The organism is Lachnospira intestinalis, assembly GCF_040095895.1.
GTDB lineage: Bacteria > Bacillota > Clostridia > Lachnospirales > Lachnospiraceae > Lachnospira > Lachnospira intestinalis.
The window spans coordinates 210,143-231,847 of the sequence record NZ_JBBMFS010000004.1 but is presented as its reverse complement, the minus strand read 5'-3'; the positions used below and the strand labels follow the sequence as shown (position 1 = coordinate 231,847).

General features: G+C 43.3%; 18 protein-coding genes. 1 reads left to right on the top strand and 17 read right to left on the bottom strand.

What is annotated here, in order from left to right; all coding sequences use genetic code 11:
* Positions 1-76: 76 nt before the first annotated feature.
* On the bottom strand, positions 77-1,072 hold the full coding sequence (locus tag WMO37_RS06710; protein ID WP_349154624.1) for a calcium/sodium antiporter: 996 nt from the start codon (positions 1,070-1,072) through the stop codon (positions 77-79).
* Positions 1,069-2,217, bottom strand: a complete 1,149-nt coding sequence (locus WMO37_RS06705) for an AI-2E family transporter (protein ID WP_022431330.1) — start codon at positions 2,215-2,217, stop codon at positions 1,069-1,071. Before WMO37_RS06705 ends, WMO37_RS06710 begins: the two co-directional genes overlap by 4 nt.
* Before the next feature lie 324 nt (positions 2,218-2,541).
* On the opposite strand from WMO37_RS06705, the gene WMO37_RS06700 reads away from it, so the two are divergent.
* Positions 2,542-3,837, top strand: a complete 1,296-nt coding sequence (locus WMO37_RS06700; RefSeq protein ID WP_349154640.1) for an MATE family efflux transporter — start codon at positions 2,542-2,544, stop codon at positions 3,835-3,837.
* A gap of 15 nt (positions 3,838-3,852) precedes the next feature.
* Here WMO37_RS06700 and WMO37_RS06695 read toward each other — a convergent pair whose 3' ends face one another.
* The 15 genes from WMO37_RS06695 to WMO37_RS06625 form a co-directional block, all read right to left on the bottom strand.
* Complete coding sequence (locus WMO37_RS06695; RefSeq protein ID WP_349154623.1) at positions 3,853-6,765, bottom strand: AAA family ATPase; 2,913 nt, start codon at positions 6,763-6,765, stop codon at positions 3,853-3,855.
* Between the two features lie 153 nt (positions 6,766-6,918).
* A complete protein-coding gene (locus WMO37_RS06690; RefSeq protein WP_349154622.1) occupies positions 6,919-8,046 on the bottom strand; it encodes an exonuclease SbcCD subunit D in 1,128 nt (375 codons plus the stop codon).
* 199 nt (positions 8,047-8,245) lie between these two features.
* A complete protein-coding gene (gene nifU, locus WMO37_RS06685; RefSeq protein ID WP_022431334.1) occupies positions 8,246-8,689 on the bottom strand; it encodes a Fe-S cluster assembly scaffold protein NifU in 444 nt (147 codons plus the stop codon).
* Between the two features lie 28 nt (positions 8,690-8,717).
* A complete protein-coding gene (nifS, locus tag WMO37_RS06680; protein ID WP_022431335.1) occupies positions 8,718-9,908 on the bottom strand; it encodes a cysteine desulfurase NifS in 1,191 nt (396 codons plus the stop codon).
* 148 nt (positions 9,909-10,056) lie between these two features.
* On the bottom strand, positions 10,057-10,491 hold the full coding sequence (locus WMO37_RS06675) for an RrF2 family transcriptional regulator (protein WP_022431336.1): 435 nt from the start codon (positions 10,489-10,491) through the stop codon (positions 10,057-10,059).
* A gap of 16 nt (positions 10,492-10,507) precedes the next feature.
* On the bottom strand, positions 10,508-11,596 hold the full coding sequence (gene mnmA / locus WMO37_RS06670; RefSeq protein ID WP_349154621.1) for a tRNA 2-thiouridine(34) synthase MnmA: 1,089 nt from the start codon (positions 11,594-11,596) through the stop codon (positions 10,508-10,510).
* Positions 11,597-11,758: 162 nt separating this feature from the next.
* Positions 11,759-13,015 carry a thiamine phosphate synthase gene (thiE, locus tag WMO37_RS06665; RefSeq protein WP_320055237.1) on the bottom strand — a complete coding sequence of 419 codons (1,257 nt, stop codon included), beginning with the start codon at positions 13,013-13,015 and terminating at the stop codon, positions 11,759-11,761.
* Positions 13,016-13,218: 203 nt separating this feature from the next.
* The gene (locus tag WMO37_RS06660; protein WP_349154620.1) at positions 13,219-13,785 is read right to left on the bottom strand and encodes a cytidylate kinase-like family protein; all 567 of its coding nucleotides are present in this window, start codon (positions 13,783-13,785) and stop codon (positions 13,219-13,221) included.
* A gap of 56 nt (positions 13,786-13,841) precedes the next feature.
* Positions 13,842-14,534 (bottom strand): LrgB family protein, encoded by a 693-nt coding sequence (locus tag WMO37_RS06655; protein WP_349154619.1) that lies wholly within the window; start codon positions 14,532-14,534, stop codon positions 13,842-13,844.
* 35 nt (positions 14,535-14,569) lie between these two features.
* On the bottom strand, positions 14,570-15,004 hold the full coding sequence (locus tag WMO37_RS06650; RefSeq protein ID WP_022431341.1) for a CidA/LrgA family protein: 435 nt from the start codon (positions 15,002-15,004) through the stop codon (positions 14,570-14,572).
* A gap of 186 nt (positions 15,005-15,190) precedes the next feature.
* Positions 15,191-15,865 carry a hypothetical protein gene (locus WMO37_RS06645; protein ID WP_349154618.1) on the bottom strand — a complete coding sequence of 225 codons (675 nt, stop codon included), beginning with the start codon at positions 15,863-15,865 and terminating at the stop codon, positions 15,191-15,193.
* A 59-nt stretch (positions 15,866-15,924) separates the two neighbouring features.
* Positions 15,925-16,797: an NUDIX domain-containing protein gene (locus WMO37_RS06640; RefSeq protein WP_022431343.1), complete on the bottom strand. Its 873-nt coding sequence runs from the start codon at positions 16,795-16,797 to the stop codon at positions 15,925-15,927.
* 13 nt (positions 16,798-16,810) lie between these two features.
* On the bottom strand, positions 16,811-18,187 hold the full coding sequence (locus WMO37_RS06635) for an NAD(P)/FAD-dependent oxidoreductase (RefSeq protein WP_022431344.1): 1,377 nt from the start codon (positions 18,185-18,187) through the stop codon (positions 16,811-16,813).
* Positions 18,188-18,328: 141 nt separating this feature from the next.
* Entirely contained in the window at positions 18,329-18,961 is a 633-nt protein-coding gene (locus tag WMO37_RS06630; protein ID WP_022431345.1) for a hypothetical protein, read from the bottom strand.
* Positions 18,962-18,991: 30 nt separating this feature from the next.
* Positions 18,992-21,703, bottom strand: coding sequence for a PAS domain-containing protein (locus tag WMO37_RS06625; protein WP_349154617.1), 2,712 nt, complete (start codon positions 21,701-21,703; stop codon positions 18,992-18,994).
* Positions 21,704-21,705 lie beyond the last annotated feature (2 nt).

Below are 21,705 nucleotides of genomic sequence, written 5' to 3'. Positions count from 1 at the left end.
AACACAGTCTGATTCTGTGCTGAATTCTTTGTATTCCCCAACTCCCTCAGACAGGCATTATAACACACTTTTTTCTTTATATCCACCCCATACCGCGCGAAACTGCATAAATCATATACAAAATATACGCACCAATCATGGCAATGCCCTCTTTCCGCTCTATTTTGTCACCTGTTGCGGCAAAAATATAAATAATAATACTCAGGCCGATTAAAATAACCGTGTCATACAACGACTCCGTTATCACCGGAATCGGATGAATAAAAGCTGACACACCTAAAATCAGCAGAATATTAAAGATATTGGAACCGATAATATTACCTGCCGCCATACCGTTTTGTCCTTTTTTTGCCGCAACCACAGATGTGACCAGTTCAGGAAGTGATGTTCCCATGGCTACAATCGTAAGCCCCACCAGCGTTTCTGTCATATGACAGGCAAGTGCAATGGTTTTTGCACTGTTTACAACAAGCTGTCCGCCGATAATAATCGCAGCTGCACCACCAAGAATGTACACTGCGCACTTCCACGCCGGAAGTTCCGCAATTTCTTCATCCTCCACTTTATTTCTAAGCGCCATCAGAACCGTAAAGGCAAGATACGCAATAAACAGCAGAATCAAAATCACCGCATCCAATCTGCCAATTGTTCCTGAAAGCAGTATACCATCCGCAGTAAAAACCTTCTGCCCTGTAAATACATAATCTGCAATCATGACTGCCAGTATCACGGAAACAATAATTGAAAACGGAAAATCCCGCTTCATAATGCCCCTATCCACTGTCACCGGTGTAATCACGGCGCAGATTGCAAATATCAGCACCAGGTTAAAAATATCTGACCCGATAATGTTACTGATTGCGATTTCATTAGAACCCGCTATTGCTGCCGATACACTGACTGCCAGCTCCGGCGCACTCGTCCCCATTGCTACAATTGTAAGACCGATGACCACACCCGGAACTTTCAACTTCCCCGCAACGGCCGAACTGCCTTCCACAAAAAAGTCTGCCCCTTTTACAAGTGCGGCAAACCCGATTACCAGTAACACCAACTGTATAATAATTGTCATATTTCCCTCTTTTCTTTCAGCCTTTCGTTGACAAATAACCGGAACAGTGCATAACACACCGAACAGATCGGAATAAAGGTCAGTATTCCCACGATACCAAACAAACTTCCGCCGACTGTTACTGCCATTAATACCCACATTCCCGGCAGTCCCACTGAGCTGCCGACTACATGCGGATATATGAGATTTCCTTCAATCTGCTGTAAAACGAAAAACATAATCACAAATATCACTGCCTTGACCGGATTTACCAGCCCTATCAGTATAATTCCCACAACACAACCGATAAAAGCACCTACAATCGGTATCAGCGCTGTAATGGCAATAACAATGCCGATTAACAGCGCATACGGGAGACGGATAACCAGCATGGTTACACAGAACATCGTTCCAAGAATACACGCTTCCAGACACTGTCCTGACAAAAAGCTTGCAAATGTCGTATTGGCAAGCCGTACCACACGAAGTACTTTTTGGGCTGTTTTTTCTTTTGTAAATGCATACAGAATTTTCTTCGTCTGCCTTGCAAGTGTTTCTTTCTGAAACAAAACATAAATAGAAAAAATAAATCCAATAAAGAAATTCGTCACACCCGATACAATACTTGTCACTGCACCGATTCCGCCGCTGATAATTCCCTTTGTACCGGCAGTTACAAAATCCATTGCTGATTTTAACAGCGATTCCCAGTCAATCTGCACCGAAGCCAGCTGCTGTTCAATCTGCGGATAGGCTTTGGCCTGCTCCATCAAAAACTGCTGCACATTTTGAAACTGTCCCGGAATCAGCTTTACAATATCTGCAATTGTAGATACCAGCTGCGGAATCACAATAACCATAGCTGCTGCCAGAATTACAATAATTGCCAGTAATGTCAGGACATATGCACATGTTCTTCTAAGTGCCGCAAATTTTTCAGTCTGATACTGTTCTTTCTGAAAAAGATGCCGTTCAATCTGCTTCATTGGCACATTCATAATAAATGCAATGACCCCGCCGATTAAAAAAGGCATAAACAGTGTCAGAATCTTTGACATCACTGAAAAAATCAGCTGTAAATTCTGCAATGCCCAATACAGTATAATCAGCACTGCCCCGATTGTAATATACTTTTTAACTTCCTCGTTTTTTAAATTCCGATTCATTCTTTCCTCCTTTTTCTGCCTGCAATAAAGAAAAACGAGACTTTATTGCAACACAATCGTTACAATAAAAGTCTCGCTTCCTACAACGTGCTCCGGAGAAATCTCTTTTCCCGTACTGACGAAATCACGTTACATATACTCCCCGTATATGCAAGCTACTCCCTTTTATCTGTAACCATCATAACATAAAGAAAATCTGACAGTCAACCTTAAATTTTTTAAGCCGGTGTGCTATACTGTGTATACATATATTATTACAGAAGGAGTGATTTTGTGAATCCAACAGCTGAAAACGATTTTTCAACCGGAAGCATTCCGGCACACATGCTGCGTCTTGCACTTCCTATGACACTGGCACAGTTAATCAATGTCTTATACAATATTATTGACCGTATTTTTATCGGAAGAATCCCCTTTGATTCTACCAATGCGCTGACTGGTCTTGGTGTTGCCTTTCCAATCTGTACGATTACCATTGCTTTTGCCAACCTTGTCGGCATGGGCGGCGCACCGCTTTTTTCCATTGAACGCGGGAAACGAAATGATGCCGAAGCCGAAAAAATCCTCGGTAACAGCTTTGTCCTTTTACTGTTGTTCGGCCTGTTTATTACAATAACTGGGCTGCTTTTGAAACGTCCGCTTTTATATCTGCTCGGCGCAAGCGAAGCCACCTTCCGTTATGCCGATTCATACATTACCATCTACCTGTGCGGTTCTGTTTTTGTAATGTTAAGCCTTGGCTTAAATTCATTTATCAATGCGCAGGGCTTTGCAAAAACCGGCATGCTGACCGTTTCCATTGGTGCGGTCTGCAACCTGCTGCTAGACCCTGTTTTTATCTTTTTACTGGGCATGGGAGTGCGGGGTGCGGCTCTTGCAACTGTTATCTCACAGTTTATTGCCGCCTTATGGACATTCACTTTTCTGACCGGCAAAAAAACAATAATACGGCTATCTCCGAAACAGTTTGTATTGGGCAGAAAACGTGTCGGCAAAATCCTCGCACTGGGACTTTCCGGTTTTACCATGTCCATAACCAACAGTGCCGTCCAGATGGCGGGCAACGCCAGCCTGTCCATACACGGCGGGGACTTATACATCGCCGCCATGACCGTTATTAACTCCGTGCGCGAAGTGATTCATATGCCGGTCAGCGGTATTTCCAACAGTGCCCAGCCGATTCTCAGCTTTAACTACGGTGCGGATAAAAACAGCCGGGTAAAGCAGACCATCCGCTATATGTCTGTGGCTTTGCTTATCTATACCGTAGCGGCATGGATTTTAACCATGATTTTTGCCAGACAATTTATCCTGCTTTTTGATTCGACACCGGAACTGCTCTCACTGGGTGCCGCCTGTATGCACATTTACTTTTTCGGATTTTTTATGATGTCCTTTCAATTTGCGGGGCAATCCGTTTTTACGGCACTTGGCAAATCCAAAAATGCCATTTTCTTTTCGCTTTTAAGAAAGGTAATTATTGTGATTCCGTTAATCTATCTGCTTCCGCTCACGCCACTTGGTGTAAACGGCGTATTCTGGGCAGAACCGGTTTCCAATTTTATCGGCGGAGCCGCCTGCTTTATCACTATGTATTTTACGGTTTATAAGAAGCTGTAAAATACACAGCTGTTCTTAGTTATCCGCAACAATCCTGGCATGGCTTCCGCCGTCCGGTGTCTTGGTAACAACAATCTGCCGCCCGATACGCTCCTTTAATTCGCCGACGTGGGAGATAATTCCCACAAGGCGGTTGCTCTCCGATAACCGCAGTAAAACATCAATCGCCTGTTCCAGTGAATTTTCATCCAATGAGCCAAACCCTTCATCAATAAACATTGTATCAATCTGGATACCACCCGTCTGCGACTGGATTTCATCGGATAATCCCAGTGCCATTGCAAGAGATGCCTTAAAGGACTCTCCACCCGATAAGGACTTGACACTACGGATACTGCCGTTATAGTGGTCAATCACGTTTAATTCCAGTCCGCTCTGCGCTCTTAGATTATCTGCCGTCTTTGCGCGCACCAGTTCAAACTGTCCCGATGTCATCTGCATAAAGCGGGTATTGGCCCGGATAATAATACGGTCAAAAAATGCTGTCTGAACATATGTTTCAAGCATAATTCTGTCCTGACCGCTCAATGCACCGTTTGCCGTATTGCTGAGTGCCCGTACCCACTGATACTGCTTTTCTTTTTCGCTGCTCTTTGCCGCAATCTTTTTTACTGCACCTGCCGCCCGCTCATTGACTGCAATCCGCAAATCCAGTTCCTTCTTTTCGTTCTGATACTGCTTCTGACAGACTTCCTTTTCCTGCCGCAGGGTCAGTAATTCCCCGTACTTTTTCCCACTCTCATTACTTTCATTGTTTTCTTTATCTTCTTCACCGCTTTTTAGCTGTGTGGTTAAATCAAGCACCCTTCTCTGCTCTGCTTCGAGCTTGATTTTACAATCCTGATACTGCTGCCCTGCCTGCTTTGCCCGCTGTTGTATTTCCTCTTTCTGCCGGACTTTCTGCGCAATGCTTTGTCTTGCCGCTTCTGCATTTTCAAACTTTAAAGTCTGTTTTAATTCATCCGCCTGCTTTTTTAAAGCTTCACCTTCTGTCTTTAATACAGAAATACGGCTGGTACGCTCTGCCACCTCTTCTTCCAGTTCTTTCTGGCGCTTTTCGCACTCCGGTAACTGCCCGGAAATCTTCTGCTCTAATGCGACATCGGCTTCCAGTCTGGCTTTCTGCACCATCAGCTGCTGCTTCTCATCTGCCAGTGCTTCTGCTGCCTGCTGTGTCCGGTAACTCACCTGCTTTATCACGTCAATCATCTGTTCCTGTGATGCTTCTTCCGAATCTGATAAATGCGATAAATCTGATACATTTGACATATCTTGTACCCCGGCAACGATCGTTGGATGTGTATCACTTATCAATGCCGCATACTGCGCAAGCATTTCTTTATATGCGCTCTGTACCCGTCCTTTTGCAAGTCCTGCCTCTGAACTGAGTTCAGAACGTATTTTCGTCTTTTTGTCATAATCTTCTTTTTGACTTTTTAACTGCTGTTGTGTCGGCGCATTTTCATGAAGCACTGCTTTCTTTGGGTGGTGCAGTGAACCGCATACCGGGCAGGCTTCGTCTTCACGCAGGTTCTGTGCCAGTATGCCCGCCTGCTCGTCAAAATAACGTTTTTCCATTTCCTCATAAATGCTTCCCGCCTGTGCCAATTGCTCTGCCGCCATAATATACCGCTTCTGTATGCGGTACATTTCATTTATGAGATTTTTATTCTGGGTGACCTTTTCCTGTAAGACTTCTGTTTTCCGACACTGCTGTTCATTTACGGAAATCTGCGCCGCTGTCCGCTCCAGTGCCGCACCGCTGTCCTTTAATCCGGCAAGCTGCTGTTGATACTTCTCTCTTTGCAGTTTCATTTTCTGCGCTTCCTGCCTGCTTTTTTCCAGTAAATGTTCTTCCTTTTCAAGCTGCTGTTTTTTCTGTCCAGTTTCGTTCAAAATAAATTCCAGCTTTTCATAGCCCGGAAGTGCGAGCTGCTCCGCTTCAATTTGTGCAGTCAGGATGTTGTTGTTTTCCTGCAGTTTTTCTGCCTGTTCGTATTCTATCTTTAACCGGCTCGCAAGCGTACCCAGTTCTGCCGTCTTCTGCTTTGCCTCTTCAAGTGCTTTTTCTACTACTTCCCGCTGCTGCTGTTTTCCAAGTGTTCTGTCAAGCTGTGCCATTTCCGCCGACAGGTCATCTGATTTTTGGGCAACGGATTCCTGTATCTTTATATCTTCTGCCATAATATTTGCAATCAGTTCCAGACAGTAATCCGTATCCAGTATAACCTCTTCTTTTTGCAGATTTTCCAAAGAATCGGCATAAGCACTTTCTTTTTTACAGCGCACTTCTGCCAGATACTGCCGGATACTTTTTTCATCGTCTTTAATCGCGTTATAAAGTGTTCCGGCTTCCTTTTTTAACTGTTCCTGCAGCTGCAGATACGGTCTGGTATTAAATATTTCACGGAAAATCGCAGCGCGCTCCTTCGTTCCCGACAATAACAGCTTTAAAAAATCCCCCTGTGGAATCATCGCAATCTGCGTAAACTGCTCTTTGCGGATACCGAGCAGTTCTGTCATTTTCTCATTTACCGCACTGATCCCGCTGATAACACCGCCGTCCGGCATTGTAAGCTCTGCTTTGGCGGTTTCCTTCGTTTCTTTTCCCGCACCGCGTTTTGACGGACGCATATATTCAGGATTTCTGCAAATCACATACGTCTTTCCTTTTAATAAAAATGTCAGTTCGACGAATGTCGGTGTCGCGGCATCGGCATATTTACTGCGAAGCATTTCCGTCGTTCTGCTGCCGCCGCTTGCTTCTCCGTAAAGAGCATACGTAATGGCATCAAACAGTGTCGTCTTTCCTGCGCCGGTATCCCCGGTAATCAGATAAATGCCGCCGGTTCCAAGCTGTGTCATATCCAGTTGTGTTTTTTCGCTGTACGGTCCAAATGCGGACAGAATTAATTTTAACGGTCTCATACTACTCCTTATTCCTAAGCAACTTGTTGCGAAGATGCGATGAGAAATTCGCGCAGGCGATTTCTCATCTGCCATTATAGATGTTTGCTTTCGTCCGGAAGCAAACATCCGTGTGAAAAATCAGCACATCCGTGTGATTTTTCGCACTGCTCCTTATTCCCAAATAGACTCTATCAGCCCGCAGATAAACTGTTTTTGTTCTTCACTCATCGGTTTGTGGTTCTGCTGTTCATAAAAATCTTCAAACAGTTCCAGCGGTGTGCGTTCCACCACCGCTTCACCAATCTCTAAGCTGCCACTGTTACGTGTTCTTATATTGTCATAATCAAGACGCATAATATTCGGATAGATACTGCGCAGTCTGCTGATGGCATCCGGAATATCTTCCTCATCCGTCAGTGTAATATGCAGATAATCATTGACTGCCGTATTCATATAATTTTTTCTAAACGTCAGTTCTTCATAACTTCCCTTAATTTCCCTCATATCATGAAGCGGTGTCACCGGCACGGTGTGAATCTGTGGATTTTTTCCTTTTTCTTTTAATTCAACAACTGTAATGCTCTTAATATGATTCACCTCAGAAAATGAATATTTAAGCAGTGTCCCGCAGTAGCGCACACTTTCCCTGCTACAGTGCTGTGCATTGTGAATATGTCCCAGTGCCACATAATCAAACGGTTCAAACACCGATGCATCCACATTATCCAGCCCTCCGACAGATACTTCTTCCGAATCACATCTGCCAGCCCCTGTTACAAACTGGTGTGCCACCAGTACATTTCTTTTAGACGTATCAACCGGCGTATGCTCAATTACCGTCTGTACAGTCTTTGTATAGTCCGTTAAATCTTCTTCATAAAATCGTCGCACCGTAGACGGCTTGATAAATGGAAGCAGATAGACACACACTTCTCCCGCATCGTCCCAAAGTGATACTTTCTCCATGTTTCCCTCAAATACCGGCGCAATATGAATCCCCTCCGCCGTAAACAGACTGCTTCCAAATGAGAGCCGCTCGGCGCTGTCGTGATTGCCGCTGATGATAAAAACTTCCTTTTTCATCTGCGAAAGACGCGTAAGAAATGTATCAAACAGCACAACTGCTTCTGCGGGCGGCACCGGCTTATCGTAAATATCTCCCGCAATCAGCACCGCATCTACCGCCTCATTCTGTACGGTGTACAACACCTGCTGTAAAATATATTTTTGTTCTTCCATCATTGAAAATTCGTTGACACGCTTTCCCAGATGCAGATCCGAAATATGTATAAACTTCATGTCACTCCCCATTTTTATAAAACTTCATTGCAAATATAAATTTAATTAATTTAGTATCAGTATAACACAAACATATGTTTTGTCAAGTATCTTCATCTCATTCTTACGACGCAGTTTTCTTCTTATGCAAAAAAGAGTGCCCGTTTTCACAGACACCCTTTCCTATTCCTTTACATTGTCAAATCCCAATGTGACAATCTTATTCTTCGTCCTCGTCTTCTTCACCTTCATGAATATCTGCCTTTGGCTTGTCCAGACCTTCAATAACGATGTGGTTCTTTTCGGCATAATCCCAAAGTGCCGCATGAACTGCTTCTTCTGCAAGTAAAGAGCAGTGTACCTTTACCGGCGGCAGTCCGTCTAATGCATCCATAACTGCTTTGTTCGTTACTTGTAAAGCTTCATAAATGGTCTTGCCCTTTACCATTTCCGTTGCCATACTGCTGGTTGCAACCGCAGCACCGCAGCCAAAAGTCTTAAACTTACAGTCCTTGATAATCTTTGTATCTTCGTCAATATCCAGATAAATACGCATGATGTCGCCGCACTTTGCATTACCGACTGTACCGACACCGCTTGCATTTTCGATTTCTCCGACATTTCTTGGGTTATTAAAATGGTCCATTACCTTTTCGCTATACATACTTCACTTCTTTCCTTTCCGTATTTTACTATGCGTTTTTCTTTTCTTCTTTTACAAAATCTTCATATAACGGTGACATGCTTCTTAAACGCTCTACAATCTTTTCAAGCTCGGATACAACAAATTCCGCATCGTCCTTTGTCGTTGCTTCTGAAAGTGTCAGTCTTAATGAACCGTGTGCAATTTCATGCGGCAGACCGATTGCAAGAAGCACATGGGACGGGTCGAGCGAACCGGATGTGCAGGCTGAACCGCTTGAACCGCAGATGCCCTTCTGATCTAATAAAATCAGTAAGGATTCACCTTCGATAAAACGGAAGCAGAAATTAACGTTATTCGGAAGACGGTTTGTTCTGTGTCCGTTTAACTTTGCATATGGTACTCTTTTTTCAATCTGTTCAATAAAATAATCTCTGACAGCAGTTTCTTTTTCAATGCGCTTGTCCATTTCTTCCTGTGCCAGTCTGGCTGCTTCTGCCATACCGACAACGCCCGGTACATTCGTTGTTCCGGCACGTCTTCCACGCTCCTGTGCACCGCCGTGTACAAACGGTCCGATTTTAATGCCGCTTCTGATATAAAGGAAGCCTACACCCTTTGGCCCGTTAAACTTGTGTCCGCTGGCGCTTAATAAATCAATATTCATTTCATCGACATTCATCGGAATATGTGCAAATGCCTGGACGGCATCGGTGTGGAATAAAATACCGTGCTTCTTTGCAACAGCACCGATTTGGGCAATCGGTTCAATTGTTCCAATTTCATTGTTGGCTGTCATAATGCTGATTAAAATGGTATCCGGGCGGATTGCCTTTTCCACTGCTTCCGGTGATACAACACCGTCTGCATCTACGTCTAAGTAAGTCACTTCATAGCCGTGCTTTTCCAGATACTCACAGGTATGCAGCACTGCGTGATGTTCAATCTTCGAAGTGATAATGTGCTTACCCTTTTCCTGTAATGCTTCTGCAATACCTTTAATTGCCCAGTTGTCGGATTCACTTCCGCCTGCTGTAAAGTAAATTTCCTTTGCCTTTGCACCAAGAACGGCAGCAATCTGTTCTCTTGCCTTTTCTACGGCTTCCTTGGTATCTCCCGCAAAACTGTATACTGCGGATGGGTTACTATAATTCTCTATAAAAAAAGGTTTCATTTTTTCAAAAACCTCAGGTCTTACTGCTGTTGTTGCTGCATTATCAAGATAAATCAACTGACTCATTTTCATTCTCCTTTATATTTCATACGGCAGCAGCCGCTTTGCAGTTTCACCGGAAGTCCGGTACCTGCACAACCGGGATTTATATTTTATTTCATAGTAATCCCGTATGTTATATGTATTATACAGGATTTCCCTGCAAAGTCAAGCACTAAATAACATAATCATCACTTTTGCTGTGATACCATTCCACCAAGTCTTCCAGTGTAATATTGTCAACAACCTCATTAATGGCATCATTAATCTTTTTCCACACGATAAAGGTTACGCATGAAGCTTCACGCTCACATTCCACGGCATCATCCTCTACACAGCTGACCGGTGCAAGTGTTCCTTCGGTCAGTCTTAAAATCATGCCCACCGTGTACTCCTTTGGAGGACGGCGCAGCATATAACCGCCCTGTGCCCCGCGGATACTTCTTACATACCCCGCTTTATTTAGTATGGATATAATCTGTTCCAAATATTTATCTGAAATATCCTGACGTCTGGCAATATCCTTTAAGCTGACTGCCTCACCTGTATTATTCAGTGCCAGATCCAGCATCAGACGCAGGGCATATCTTCCCTTTGTTGAAATTTTCATATTCGTTTTTCCTCCTTTATTCCACCGCTTTTCCGATAATCGTGCCGCCGCCCAGAACATATTCACCGTCATATAAAACAAGAGCCTGTCCCGGTGTCACCGCACGCTGCGGTTCATCAAATACACATTCGAGTGTATCCTCATTTATCATTCTTACCGTACAGTCCGCACCGGCATGGCTGTAGCGGATTTTGGCTTTTGCACGTACATCACCTGTAAATGCTTCTGCCGCCATGAAATTTAACTTATTTGCATACAATTTTGATGCAAATACATCTGCATTTTCACCAATAACAACTTCATTCGTATCCGGCCGGATTTCCGTCACAAATACCGGATGTCCCATTGCCAGTCCAAGTCCTTTACGCTGACCGACCGTATAGTGGATAATGCCCTTGTGCTTTCCGATGACATTGCCATGAATATCAACAAAATTGCCTTCTTTCGGGATATAATCCGTTTCCCGCTGGATAAATCCGGCATAATCGTTATCCGGCACAAAACAGATTTCCATGCTGTCAGGCTTATTGGCAACCTGAATACCGATTTCTGAGGCAATTTTACGAATCTCATCCTTTGTATAATCTCCGACCGGCATAAGTGTCCTTGAGAGCTGTTCCTGTGTCAGATTGTACAGCGCATATGTCTGGTCTTTTTTTGCCGTTACGGAATTGCGGATTGCATATCTGCCGTTTACAAGCTGCTCAATCCTCGCATAATGTCCCGTTGCAATATAATCCGCACCGATCTGCAGACTTCTTTGCAGCAGGGATTCCCATTTTACATAGCGGTTGCAGGCGATACACGGATTCGGTGTCCGTCCGCATAAATATTCATCTACAAAATAATTAATTACATTTTCCTGAAATTCTTTTTTAAAATTCATAACATAATACGGAATGCCAAGCCGGGCGGCAACCCTTCTTGCATCTTCAACTGCAGAAAGCCCACAGCAGCCGCCGTTTTCCTCAATGGCGCACTGCGGCTCGTCCTGCCATATCTGCATGGTAACACCGATTACATCATAGCCCTGTTGTTTTAACAGATATGCCGCAACCGAAGAATCCACGCCCCCTGACATTCCCACTACTACTTTTTTGTTCATTTTCCTCTCCATTCCGCAGGCATTTTAATGCCGGAGGAATCGCGGACTGAATGTATTCAGTCCTGCGATAAGTGCAGCTTTGTGGCGCCTGCGGCACAAAGTGCTGTATGAGCATGCTTTCGTTTATGGCCTGCTCATACTTTTCTCCATTCCGCAGGCATTTTAAAAGCAAATTGTTTCATCTGCCTGCTGCTTGATCTTTTCCCATAAATGTGCTGAATCCGCATCATACACCGCTGTCACGCGGCAGCCTGCCTTTTTGGCAGATTCCACGGCATGAAGCACATCTTCATATACTATTGTATCCTCCGGTACAAAATTCATCTGTTCACAGATTTTTAAATAACTCTCCGGATTTCTTTTATTCACACCAATGTCATATACCGTATAAATCTTTTCAAAACAGGATAAAACACCAAGGCGCTCCAGTGCTGCTTTGGCACAGGCTTTTTCAGATGTTGTAAAAATACACATCCTGCTTCCGTTTTGATATTCCCGCTCTATGAGTTCTTTCATGCCCGGCTTCATCCGTATGTCCTTCTTATAATGCTCACGGATCATTTCAAGCACCTCTTTCTGCATATTCTCGCGGTTTCCTGCAATACCGAGTTCTTTGATAAAATAATCCGAACATTCATTCAAATCCATGGTATAGGTCTTTTCATCAAAATCCGGCGGGAGAACTGCGCCTTTTTTCGTGGCATATTCTCTTGCCAGCCTGCGCCAGTATGGCATGGAATCTAGCAGTGTGCCGTCCATGTCAAAAATAAGGCTGCGTGCCGCACCAAACAGTGTATCCGCCTTTTTGCGCAGTGCCGCAGCCGCCGCACCCTCGTCTTCCTTTGCAAAAATCGCAGATATCACGGACACACCAGCAACACCTGTATCCTTCAGACTATCCATATTATCATATGTAATCCCGCCGATTGCAACAATCGGAATCGACACGCTTTTTGTAATCGCGGCAAGCGTTTCACGGCTCATATCCTTGGCATCCTGTTTGGTGGTCGTATGAAAAACCGCACCGACACCAATATAATCTGCGCCCAGCTTTTCAGCCTGAACCGCCTGCTCTACCGTCTTTGCCGTCATGCCGATAATCTTATCCGGTCCCAATATCTTACGTGCCTGCTCATAATCCATATCACTCTGTCCGATATGCACACCGTCCGCACCGGCTTCCTTTGCCGCCCAGATATCGTCATTGACAACAAACGGCACATGATATTTTGCCGCAATCTGTTTGATTTTTTTTGCTTCCTCTACACGCTGTTCATGGGTTGCATTTTTTTCGCGTAGCTGTAAAAAAGTGGCACCGTTTTTTAAAACCTGTTCCACCACCATATAAAAGTCTTTTCCGCCAAGCCACTGCCTGTCTGTAATGGCATATAATCTTAAATCCGCTTTCGTTACTTTCATCCCTGACCTCACTTTGCATTTCTGTTTTTATTATAACAAGCAATTCATATTATTTCAATATGAATTGGTGAATTTTACACTTTTTTCATAGAAGCAAAAGAACTGCCGCATCAAAACATCACTGTTTCTGACACGCCAGTTTTTTCATTTATTTTTTATTTGCACTGATATCCTGTCTATCTGCATTTGATTTCCTGTATTTCTTATCTATGCTTCTTATCAATAAAGGCAATAATCTGTTCTGCTGTCTGTTCTACACCAAGAACACTGCTGTTTACTGTCAGCTGGTAGTTTCTTGCATCGCCCCATGTTTCATCTGTATATCGCTTGTGGAAAGCTTCGCGCTTGGAATCCACATATTCAATCAGCTCTTTTGCCTTGATTCTGTCCATATTCTGTTTATGCATCGTCCGCTCAATTTTGCTGTCCATGTCAGAATGAATAAACAAGGTTGTCACATCTTCATCATTTTTGTAAATATAGTTTCCACACCGTCCAATCAGAACAAATGAATTTTCTGTAATCAGCTCATGAAACTGCTTTAAAACCGTTGCATTTCTTTTTTCCATATTATTGATGGCGATAGAATACAGCAGACTGTCCATCGGTTTCTCCGAGAAGAAGTTTTCCAGTTCATCATACATGCCTCTGGCTTTTGCCTCTGACACCAAAATATGTCTGTCATAACAACGGATTCCATAATGTGCCGCAAGTGCCTCTCCGATTGCATGTCCGCCGCTTCCACATTCTCTGCCAACTGTAATTATCATTGCACCTTCTCCTTTTCCTGCTTCATTTTTATTTTTCTAATTTTCTTTTTCAAATTTTAAAGTATTCCCGCAAACAGCGGTGCTGCCACAACCGTCATCAATCCTGCAACTGCAATGGACAGACTGCTCATCGCGCCTTCAATATCACCCATTTCCATTGCTTTTGCCGTACCCACCGCATGTGCCGCAGAACCGATTGCGATTCCCTTTGCCACCGGCTCCTGAATACGGAACACCTTACAGACAAATTCTGCCATCATATTGCCAAATACACCGGTAATAATAATGACGGCAACCGTAATCGTTACAATACCGCCGAGTTCTTCCGATACACCCATGCCGATTGCCGTGGTAATAGACTTCGGAAGCAATGTTACATACTGTTCATGGCTCAGACCGAAAATCGCACAGCCCGCCAGCACACAAAGAATACTGGTCAACACACCGGATAAAATGCCTGCAAAAATCGCTTTTGCATTTTTCTTTAACAGCTCAACCTGTTCGTAAAGCGGCACCGCCAGACAAACCGTTGCTGGTGTTAAAAGATAGCTGATATATTTCGCACCTGCATTGTAGCTGTCATAGTCAATGTTAAATGCCAGCAGGCAGACAATGACTGCCGCAATTGAAATTAACAGCGGATTAAAGATTGCCAGTTTCAATTTTCTTTTTAAAAACATTCCAAGCTCATAGGTCAGAATACTGACCATCACTCCGAAAAATACTGAATTTGTAAGTAACTCTTTCACTTTTTATCTCCATTTCCATTTATTCAGATTGCTATCTAGATAGAATTTTCACTGATATACTGCCTTTCGCCTTCGGAATCTTTAACATAAATATGGTCTGCACCGTTTTTCTTTTTCGGATGTTTTTTCTCCATACGGATAACACCCTGGGTTACTTTTCCTGATACTGCCATAACAATAATGGTTGATATCAGTACAATGACCATAATCGGAACACAGACCGGCTTTAAAACGCCCCAGCTTGACAACAGTCCGACACCTGCCGGAACAAACATCAGCGGCATAATTTCTATTAAAAAGCGGCTTGTTTCACGAATGGATACCAATTTGATAATGCGCAGCTCCAGTGCGGCAAATAATAATACCAGACCATAGATGCTTGCCGGAATCTTTAACGGGATATAATATCTTAACAATTCACCGATAAATGAAATGACAAGTATGATTAAAAACTGTCTTACGTACTTCATAATTCCTCTTATTCTCCATTTTCTTTCCTTTTTTCGGTACAAGTATATACCAACGTTTTCTAAATAGCAACCCAAAATACATGAGAAATACAATCACAAAAATGCCACACAGAACCAGCTCTCCATAGCTGTTCCCATGTGGCATTCTTTTGATTTTAAAATATGTCATGCACTAAATACAGAATACTAAATACTCTTTAAAAAGCTGCTCAGTGCGGAATTGCTGTATGTACCGCTGTCCGTATAGTTAGAAACAGTCGCGGCATATTTTCCGGAAATCGCATTCGCCTGTACGCGGATACTTTTCTGGGCAATTTCTTCCAAATCATTGTCCTTGTAAAATGCATTCTTTAAATCTTGTACGGATGCACCGTCAAGTACCTTTTCATCCAGTGTCAGTGTACCGTCTTCTGCAAATGTAATACCGATTTTTTCATAAGCATCGCTGTCTTTAGACAGCAATTCGTTCATTTGTTCCAAATAGGTGGTATTCTCTGAACCGCCCATTTCCTTGACTGCACTTGCAAATGCATTATAATTTTCCACAAATGACTTCACTTCTGTTACAATCTTTGCCGTACTGCCCGAGCTTTCGGCTGTCGTAAAAAGACTTTCGGCGTCTGAACCGGTAAACGCAATCACACTGTCACGTACACTTTCTGCTGTTTCCTGAACCGTTTCATAAACAGAAGCATCCTTTGTGGTACTGCCGTTTAAGCTGATTCCCTTTTCCCGAAGTGTCTTTTTGGCGCCTTCCGATAATAAAGACTCATCCGCACCCTGTGAAAGTACCTCTTTTAAATTCTTGTCACTGTTGATGTAATCAAACAGGGACGTGCTGTAATTCGCTACTACTCTCATTTTTATCTACCTTTCAATAATTATATTGCAGGTGACCTCCATGTACTTTAACTGCTGTTTTATATATCGGACATTTCTTTAAACTCTTTAATTGACATCAGCTTCTTTTCAATGATTGCCCGGTTCGTGCAGAAGCGCTCCTGTTCTGACGGCACAAAACGGTCGGATTCCACCAGTTCAACAAATTCTTTATAAGAAAGCCACCTATAATTCATTGTTTCGCCTTCCTGTAAAGTCACTTTTGTATCCGGCTGTGTAACATACACATAGCTGTGATAAATCGAATGTCTTCTGTAATCTGCATATTCATACAACTGCACCAAATCTGATGTCTGAGCCGTAATTCCGGTTTCCTCTGAAAGTTCACGCACTGCCCCCTCCTGTGGCGTTTCTCCCGCAAGAATCGAGCCGCCGGTCACTTCCCATTTTAACGGATTAGTCTTATTCTGGGAACGCTGTGTAACAAGCACCCTGCCGTCTGTTGTCACGGTATAAATCATGACAACCACATGAAATACACCGTCTGCAAGAGATTTTGCCATGCTGCGCGGCACTTTATAGCCTAATTTGTTTTCCCATGCATCGCAGGCATCCCACATTTCTTCATTGAGCATTTGAACAAAGCTGTCATAATACTGCTCCTGAAAATACACCATTTCCTCAATCTGCTGCTTGGTATACGGCATATTTTCCGGTGCAACCACCCATTTATCCCCAACATCATCTTTTCTGTGTATAATGGCAATTTTTCTGCCTGTAAATTTATCAACAGGTATATCCACACCTATGATATAGGCATCCTGTTCTTCCCCGCCCGGGGTCAGAACACCTTCGATATACCCATAATTTACCGGATAAACCAGCGAGGGATAGTCCGGATGGGAACTTCCTATCGGTCTGTCTACCGTTACCGTTATCAATTCATCGTCCACAGTATTTTTCCTTTCAGTTTAGCTGATTTAAAATATGTCTGGCTACATAAACCCCGCTTGCAGAAGCATGTGAAAGCGAATGGGTTACACCGCTGCAATCCCCGATAATGTAAAGCCCTTTATTTCTTGTTTCCAGATTATTGTCAATCTCAACCTGCATATTGTAGAATTTGACTTCCACACCATAGAGCAGGGTATCATCGTTTGCCGTACCCGGCGCAATCTTATCCAATGCGTAAATCATTTCAATAATGCCGTCTAAGATACGTTTTGGCATAACAAGGCTTAAATCGCCCGGTGTCGCTGACAATGTCGGTGTTACAAAGTTTTCTTCGATTCGTGCTTTATTGCTTCGTCTGCCGCGGATTAAATCCCCGAAACGCTGAACGATAACGCCGCCGCCAAGCATATTTGACAGTCTGGCAATGCTTTCGCCGTATCCGTTGCTGTCTTTAAACGGTTCTGAAAAATGCTTTGCAACCAGCAGGGCAAAATTCGTATTTTCCGTATGCTTATTTTCATCTTCATAGCTGTGTCCGTTGACTGTTACAATGCCGTTGGTGTTTTCATTTACAACCACACCCTTCGGATTCATGCAGAAAGTACGGACTAAATCTTCAAAGCCCTTGGTACGGTATACAATCTTGCTCTCGTAAAGTTCATCTGTCAGATGTGCAAAAACCTCTGCCGGAAGTTCCACGCGCACACCGATGTCCACGCGGTTAGATTTTGTCGGAATTTCAAGCTGTGCACAGACCCCTTCCATCCACTTACTGCCGCTTCGTCCTGCCGAAATGATACATTTGTCGCAGTAAAAGCTTTCATCTTTTACATGGACAATATAGCCGTTATCGCTTTTTTCCACGGTCTGTACCGGTGATTCAAAGTAAAAGTCTACCTTTTCTTTTAATTCCTGATACAGATTTTCCAGTACCACATAATTAATATCTGTTCCCAGATGCCGCACGGAAGCATCCAGCAAATGCAGTCCGTTGGTGAGGCACAGCTTTTTAATCTCGGTATTTGCCGTAGAATACAATGCCGTACCCTCTCCGCCGTGTGAAAGATTGATTTCATCGACATAATGCATTAAATCCAGTGCTTCCTGCTTGCCGATATATTCATACAGATTGCCGCCGAACTGGTTGGTAATATTGTACTTTCCGTCTGAAAATGCGCCTGCACCGCCGAAACCGTTCATAATCGCACACGTTTTACAGCCCACACAGCTTTTTACCTTTTTACCGTCAATCGGACATTTTCTCTTTTCAAGGGACGTTCCCGTTTCAAATACGGCGATTTTTAGGTCACTGTCTTTTTTTGTCAGTTCATATGCGGAAAATATACCGCCCGGTCCCGCACCTACTATAATCACATCATATCTTTTCATAATAATCCTCATTTCTGAGCAACTTGTTGCGAAGCGGCAATGAGAAATTCGCACAGGCGATTTCTCATCTGCCATCATAGCGATTTGTTTTTGCTCAGAAACAAATCGCTGTTTGAAAAATCAGCACATCAGTGTGATTTTTCACACTACCTGTCCGCTCCTTTTTTCAAATTTCCTGCACTGTGATGCATAGTAACGCACGCCTGCACTTCCAAGCACCGCTTTCATCCTACAGGAATTGTCCTGTATGACTGCATATAATAATACCCGGAACCCTTCATATGTTCCGTCGGGTTTATGCACCTGTTCTGTCGGGCTTACAGTTTCGTCAAACGCATACATATCAAACGCAATCCGCTTGTGATTGACCATCACCTGTACATTTCCGCCACCGCCGTAGGCAATGGCATCTGTCACATAAACGCTGCTCTTTATCCGTAACAGCTCTCTGCGGCTTTGAATCTGGCGCATACATGCAAAAAACAGATACAGCAGTCCCCCTGCAATGACACCGATTGTCATCGGCACCGGATTGTAAGACGGATCATTTTTGCAAAGCCGTTCAAACCCCAGTTCACCGGAAGATATTAAAAATACAAACAATGCCGCCCAGGCTGCAATCTGCCAGCTGCGTGCGGGTTTCTTTTTTAAGTAAAATCCCAGAAATGCCTCTAAATCCTCACCCTGTGCTTTTCTCCAGCAGTCTTCTTTTAATTCTTTTACAGTATTTAAATCCGTCTTTTGAAACTGAATATCTTCAAAAATTCCTGCCATAGCCTCACTCTCCTGCACTTTAATCTTATATTAGTCCGAAAAAATTTCAGAAAGCACACCAAACAGCCTCTCCGGTTCTACCGGCTTGGCAACGTGGCGGTTCATGCCCGCCCGCCGGCTCTTCTCCATATCCTCTGCAAAAGCATTGGCAGACATCGCAATAATCGGTATGGTCTTAGCATCTGCTTTTGCACCGGCACGGATTGCCGCCGCCGCTTCCAGTCCGTTCATCACCGGCATACGGATATCCATAATCACTGCATCAAACGTATACTCCGGCATTTTTTCAAACAATGCCACAGCTTCTGCACCATTATATGCACATGTTACCTTCATCTGTTTCTTTTCCAGAATCTTCTTTGCAATTTCCATGTTCAGTTTATGATCTTCAACGAGTAAAATTTTCTTTCCCGCAAGGTCTGTCTGCAGCTTTGATGCTGTATAATGCATATGATAATCTTCCCCGCTCATATACGGTGCTTTTAAATGAATTGTAAATGCCGTACCTTTCCCCGGCTCACTCTCTACTGCAATTGTACCGCCAAAGGCTTCTGTATTCATCTTAACAATGGCAAGACCCAGCCCGACACCTGCAAGACTGTCTGTCACAAGCTGGTTCTCCTGTTCAAACGGCTGATACATTTTTCGCTGGAATTCTTTACTCATGCCGCTTCCGGTATCGGTAATCACTGTATCCCATTCAAGAAAACCGTCTTTACGCACAATATTTTTATGCAGAAACGAAACCTTTCCGCCCGCCGGCGTGAACTTGACCGCATTACCGAGCAGATTGAAAAATATACGGTTTAGCTTTGTCTTATCCGTAAAAATAATGTCATTCTGCGGATTTAGATTCGTATAGAAAGTAATATTTTTTTCCCGGCACAGAGGTTCCATCATGGCGCAGACTGCATCGTGCAGTTCAATACACGAATATGGTTCTTTCCTTAATTGCAGTTTTCCGCTTTCCATTTTGGACACATCCAGAATATCACTGATAACCCCCATTAAAAACGTACTCATTGAGCAGATTTTATTCATATAATCTAGTACCTGCGTTTTATTTTCCGGTTCTTCCAGTACCATTTTTGCCATATTGGTAATGACATTCATCGGGGTACGGATATCATGGCTCATATTCGATAAAAATGCTTTTTTGGCATCATTCGCCTTTTTCGCCTGCAATAATGCTGCCTCTAATTCCAGTCTTTTTTCATCTTCAAGGCGGGTTGTATTTGTTACGTCTTTCACAAGCACCAGCAATTTTTCCGTATTCTCGTGAAAATATGAAATATAATACTTATACCAGCACTTCCGTCCCTTTTCATTCCGCAGTTCAAACGTATATTCAAGTTTGTGATCCTTTGTCAATGCGATATTTTTTTTAATCTGTGCAATACTTAATTTCTTTACCGCATCTTCTTTATCACGTACATATCTGCAAAGTTTCTGATTTAAAATTTTATCATATCCCTGTATTTCTTTCATATTCATATATCCGCCCTGTGCCAGCACAAGCCGTATGCTGTCGGTTGGAATATCCACAAGAAAAACATCCAGAAATACTCTTTGAATTGCATAAATACTGACATCACGGAATAATTCAAAATCTTTTAAATACTTCTGTTCTTTTTCTCTTTGCTTAGATACATCTCCACCTACGCCAATTGCACGCACCGGCTCACCCTGTTCATTAAAAAAAACACGGTAAGCAATGTCCATCCATCCCCATTCTCCATTCTGATGAATGGCACGAAATGTCAGGCGCTGATTCTTCCCCTGCTGTACATTGTGATAAAATTCCAGATACGCTTCACAGTCATCCGGATGAATCAATCCAAGCTCTACAAATCCTTCCGGTACATTTTCCTCATATTCGCCAAAACCAACCTGCTGTGTTACCGCCCAGGAGCGGTATAAACGATGCGTTTTAATGTCATAGTCCCAAAACCGGAAATCTGACTGCTGCAATGCCAATTCCAACATCTTTTTCTGCATTCTGGCATCTTCTTCTGCTTTTTTTATCTGATCAATATCGGTCATAATCGTATACAGCAGGATCGAATTTTTCTGCTGTACAAAACGGGCGCGTACACTGACCCACTGATACATACCATTTTTATTCTTAATCCGGTACTCATACGACATGACACGAACCTGTTGTCTTCTTGTTTTAAAATAATTCTGCGTTGTTTTAATATCATCGGGATGGCATAATGCCAACGCATTTTCCCCGATAATCTCCATCAATTCCTTTTTCGTATAACCGGCAAGCGCCGCCGTTTCTTCCGTAATATAAACAGTCCGTATTTTGTCTGTAATTTCATAAATGGCGATTCCGCCTGAAATGGTCAGAATCAGATTGTCCCGCTCACGGATAACTTCTGCGTATTCCGCTTCGGACTGTTTTTCTTTTTCTTCATCGGTAAAAGTAACAACGACTTTTTTGTCCGTGCCGTTGTCCGGCATCATAATTTCATACCCGACACGTGTCCAGCGGCAGGATTCATCTGTCATCTTCATCCGTATCGATATTTCTGCCGATACAATTCCCCTCTCCGGCTTTTCTAAAAACTCCATGGCGGCAAAGGTTTCCTGAACGGAAACCACTTCTTTTACACGTTCTTTTCTCAGCCAGACGGTTTCCATGCCCACCCGGCTGATCCAGTACTTTTCATAACCTGCCGTATGAAAAATTTCTTTTCCATTCTGATCAAGTTCTACAACGACCGTTTTATTCAATG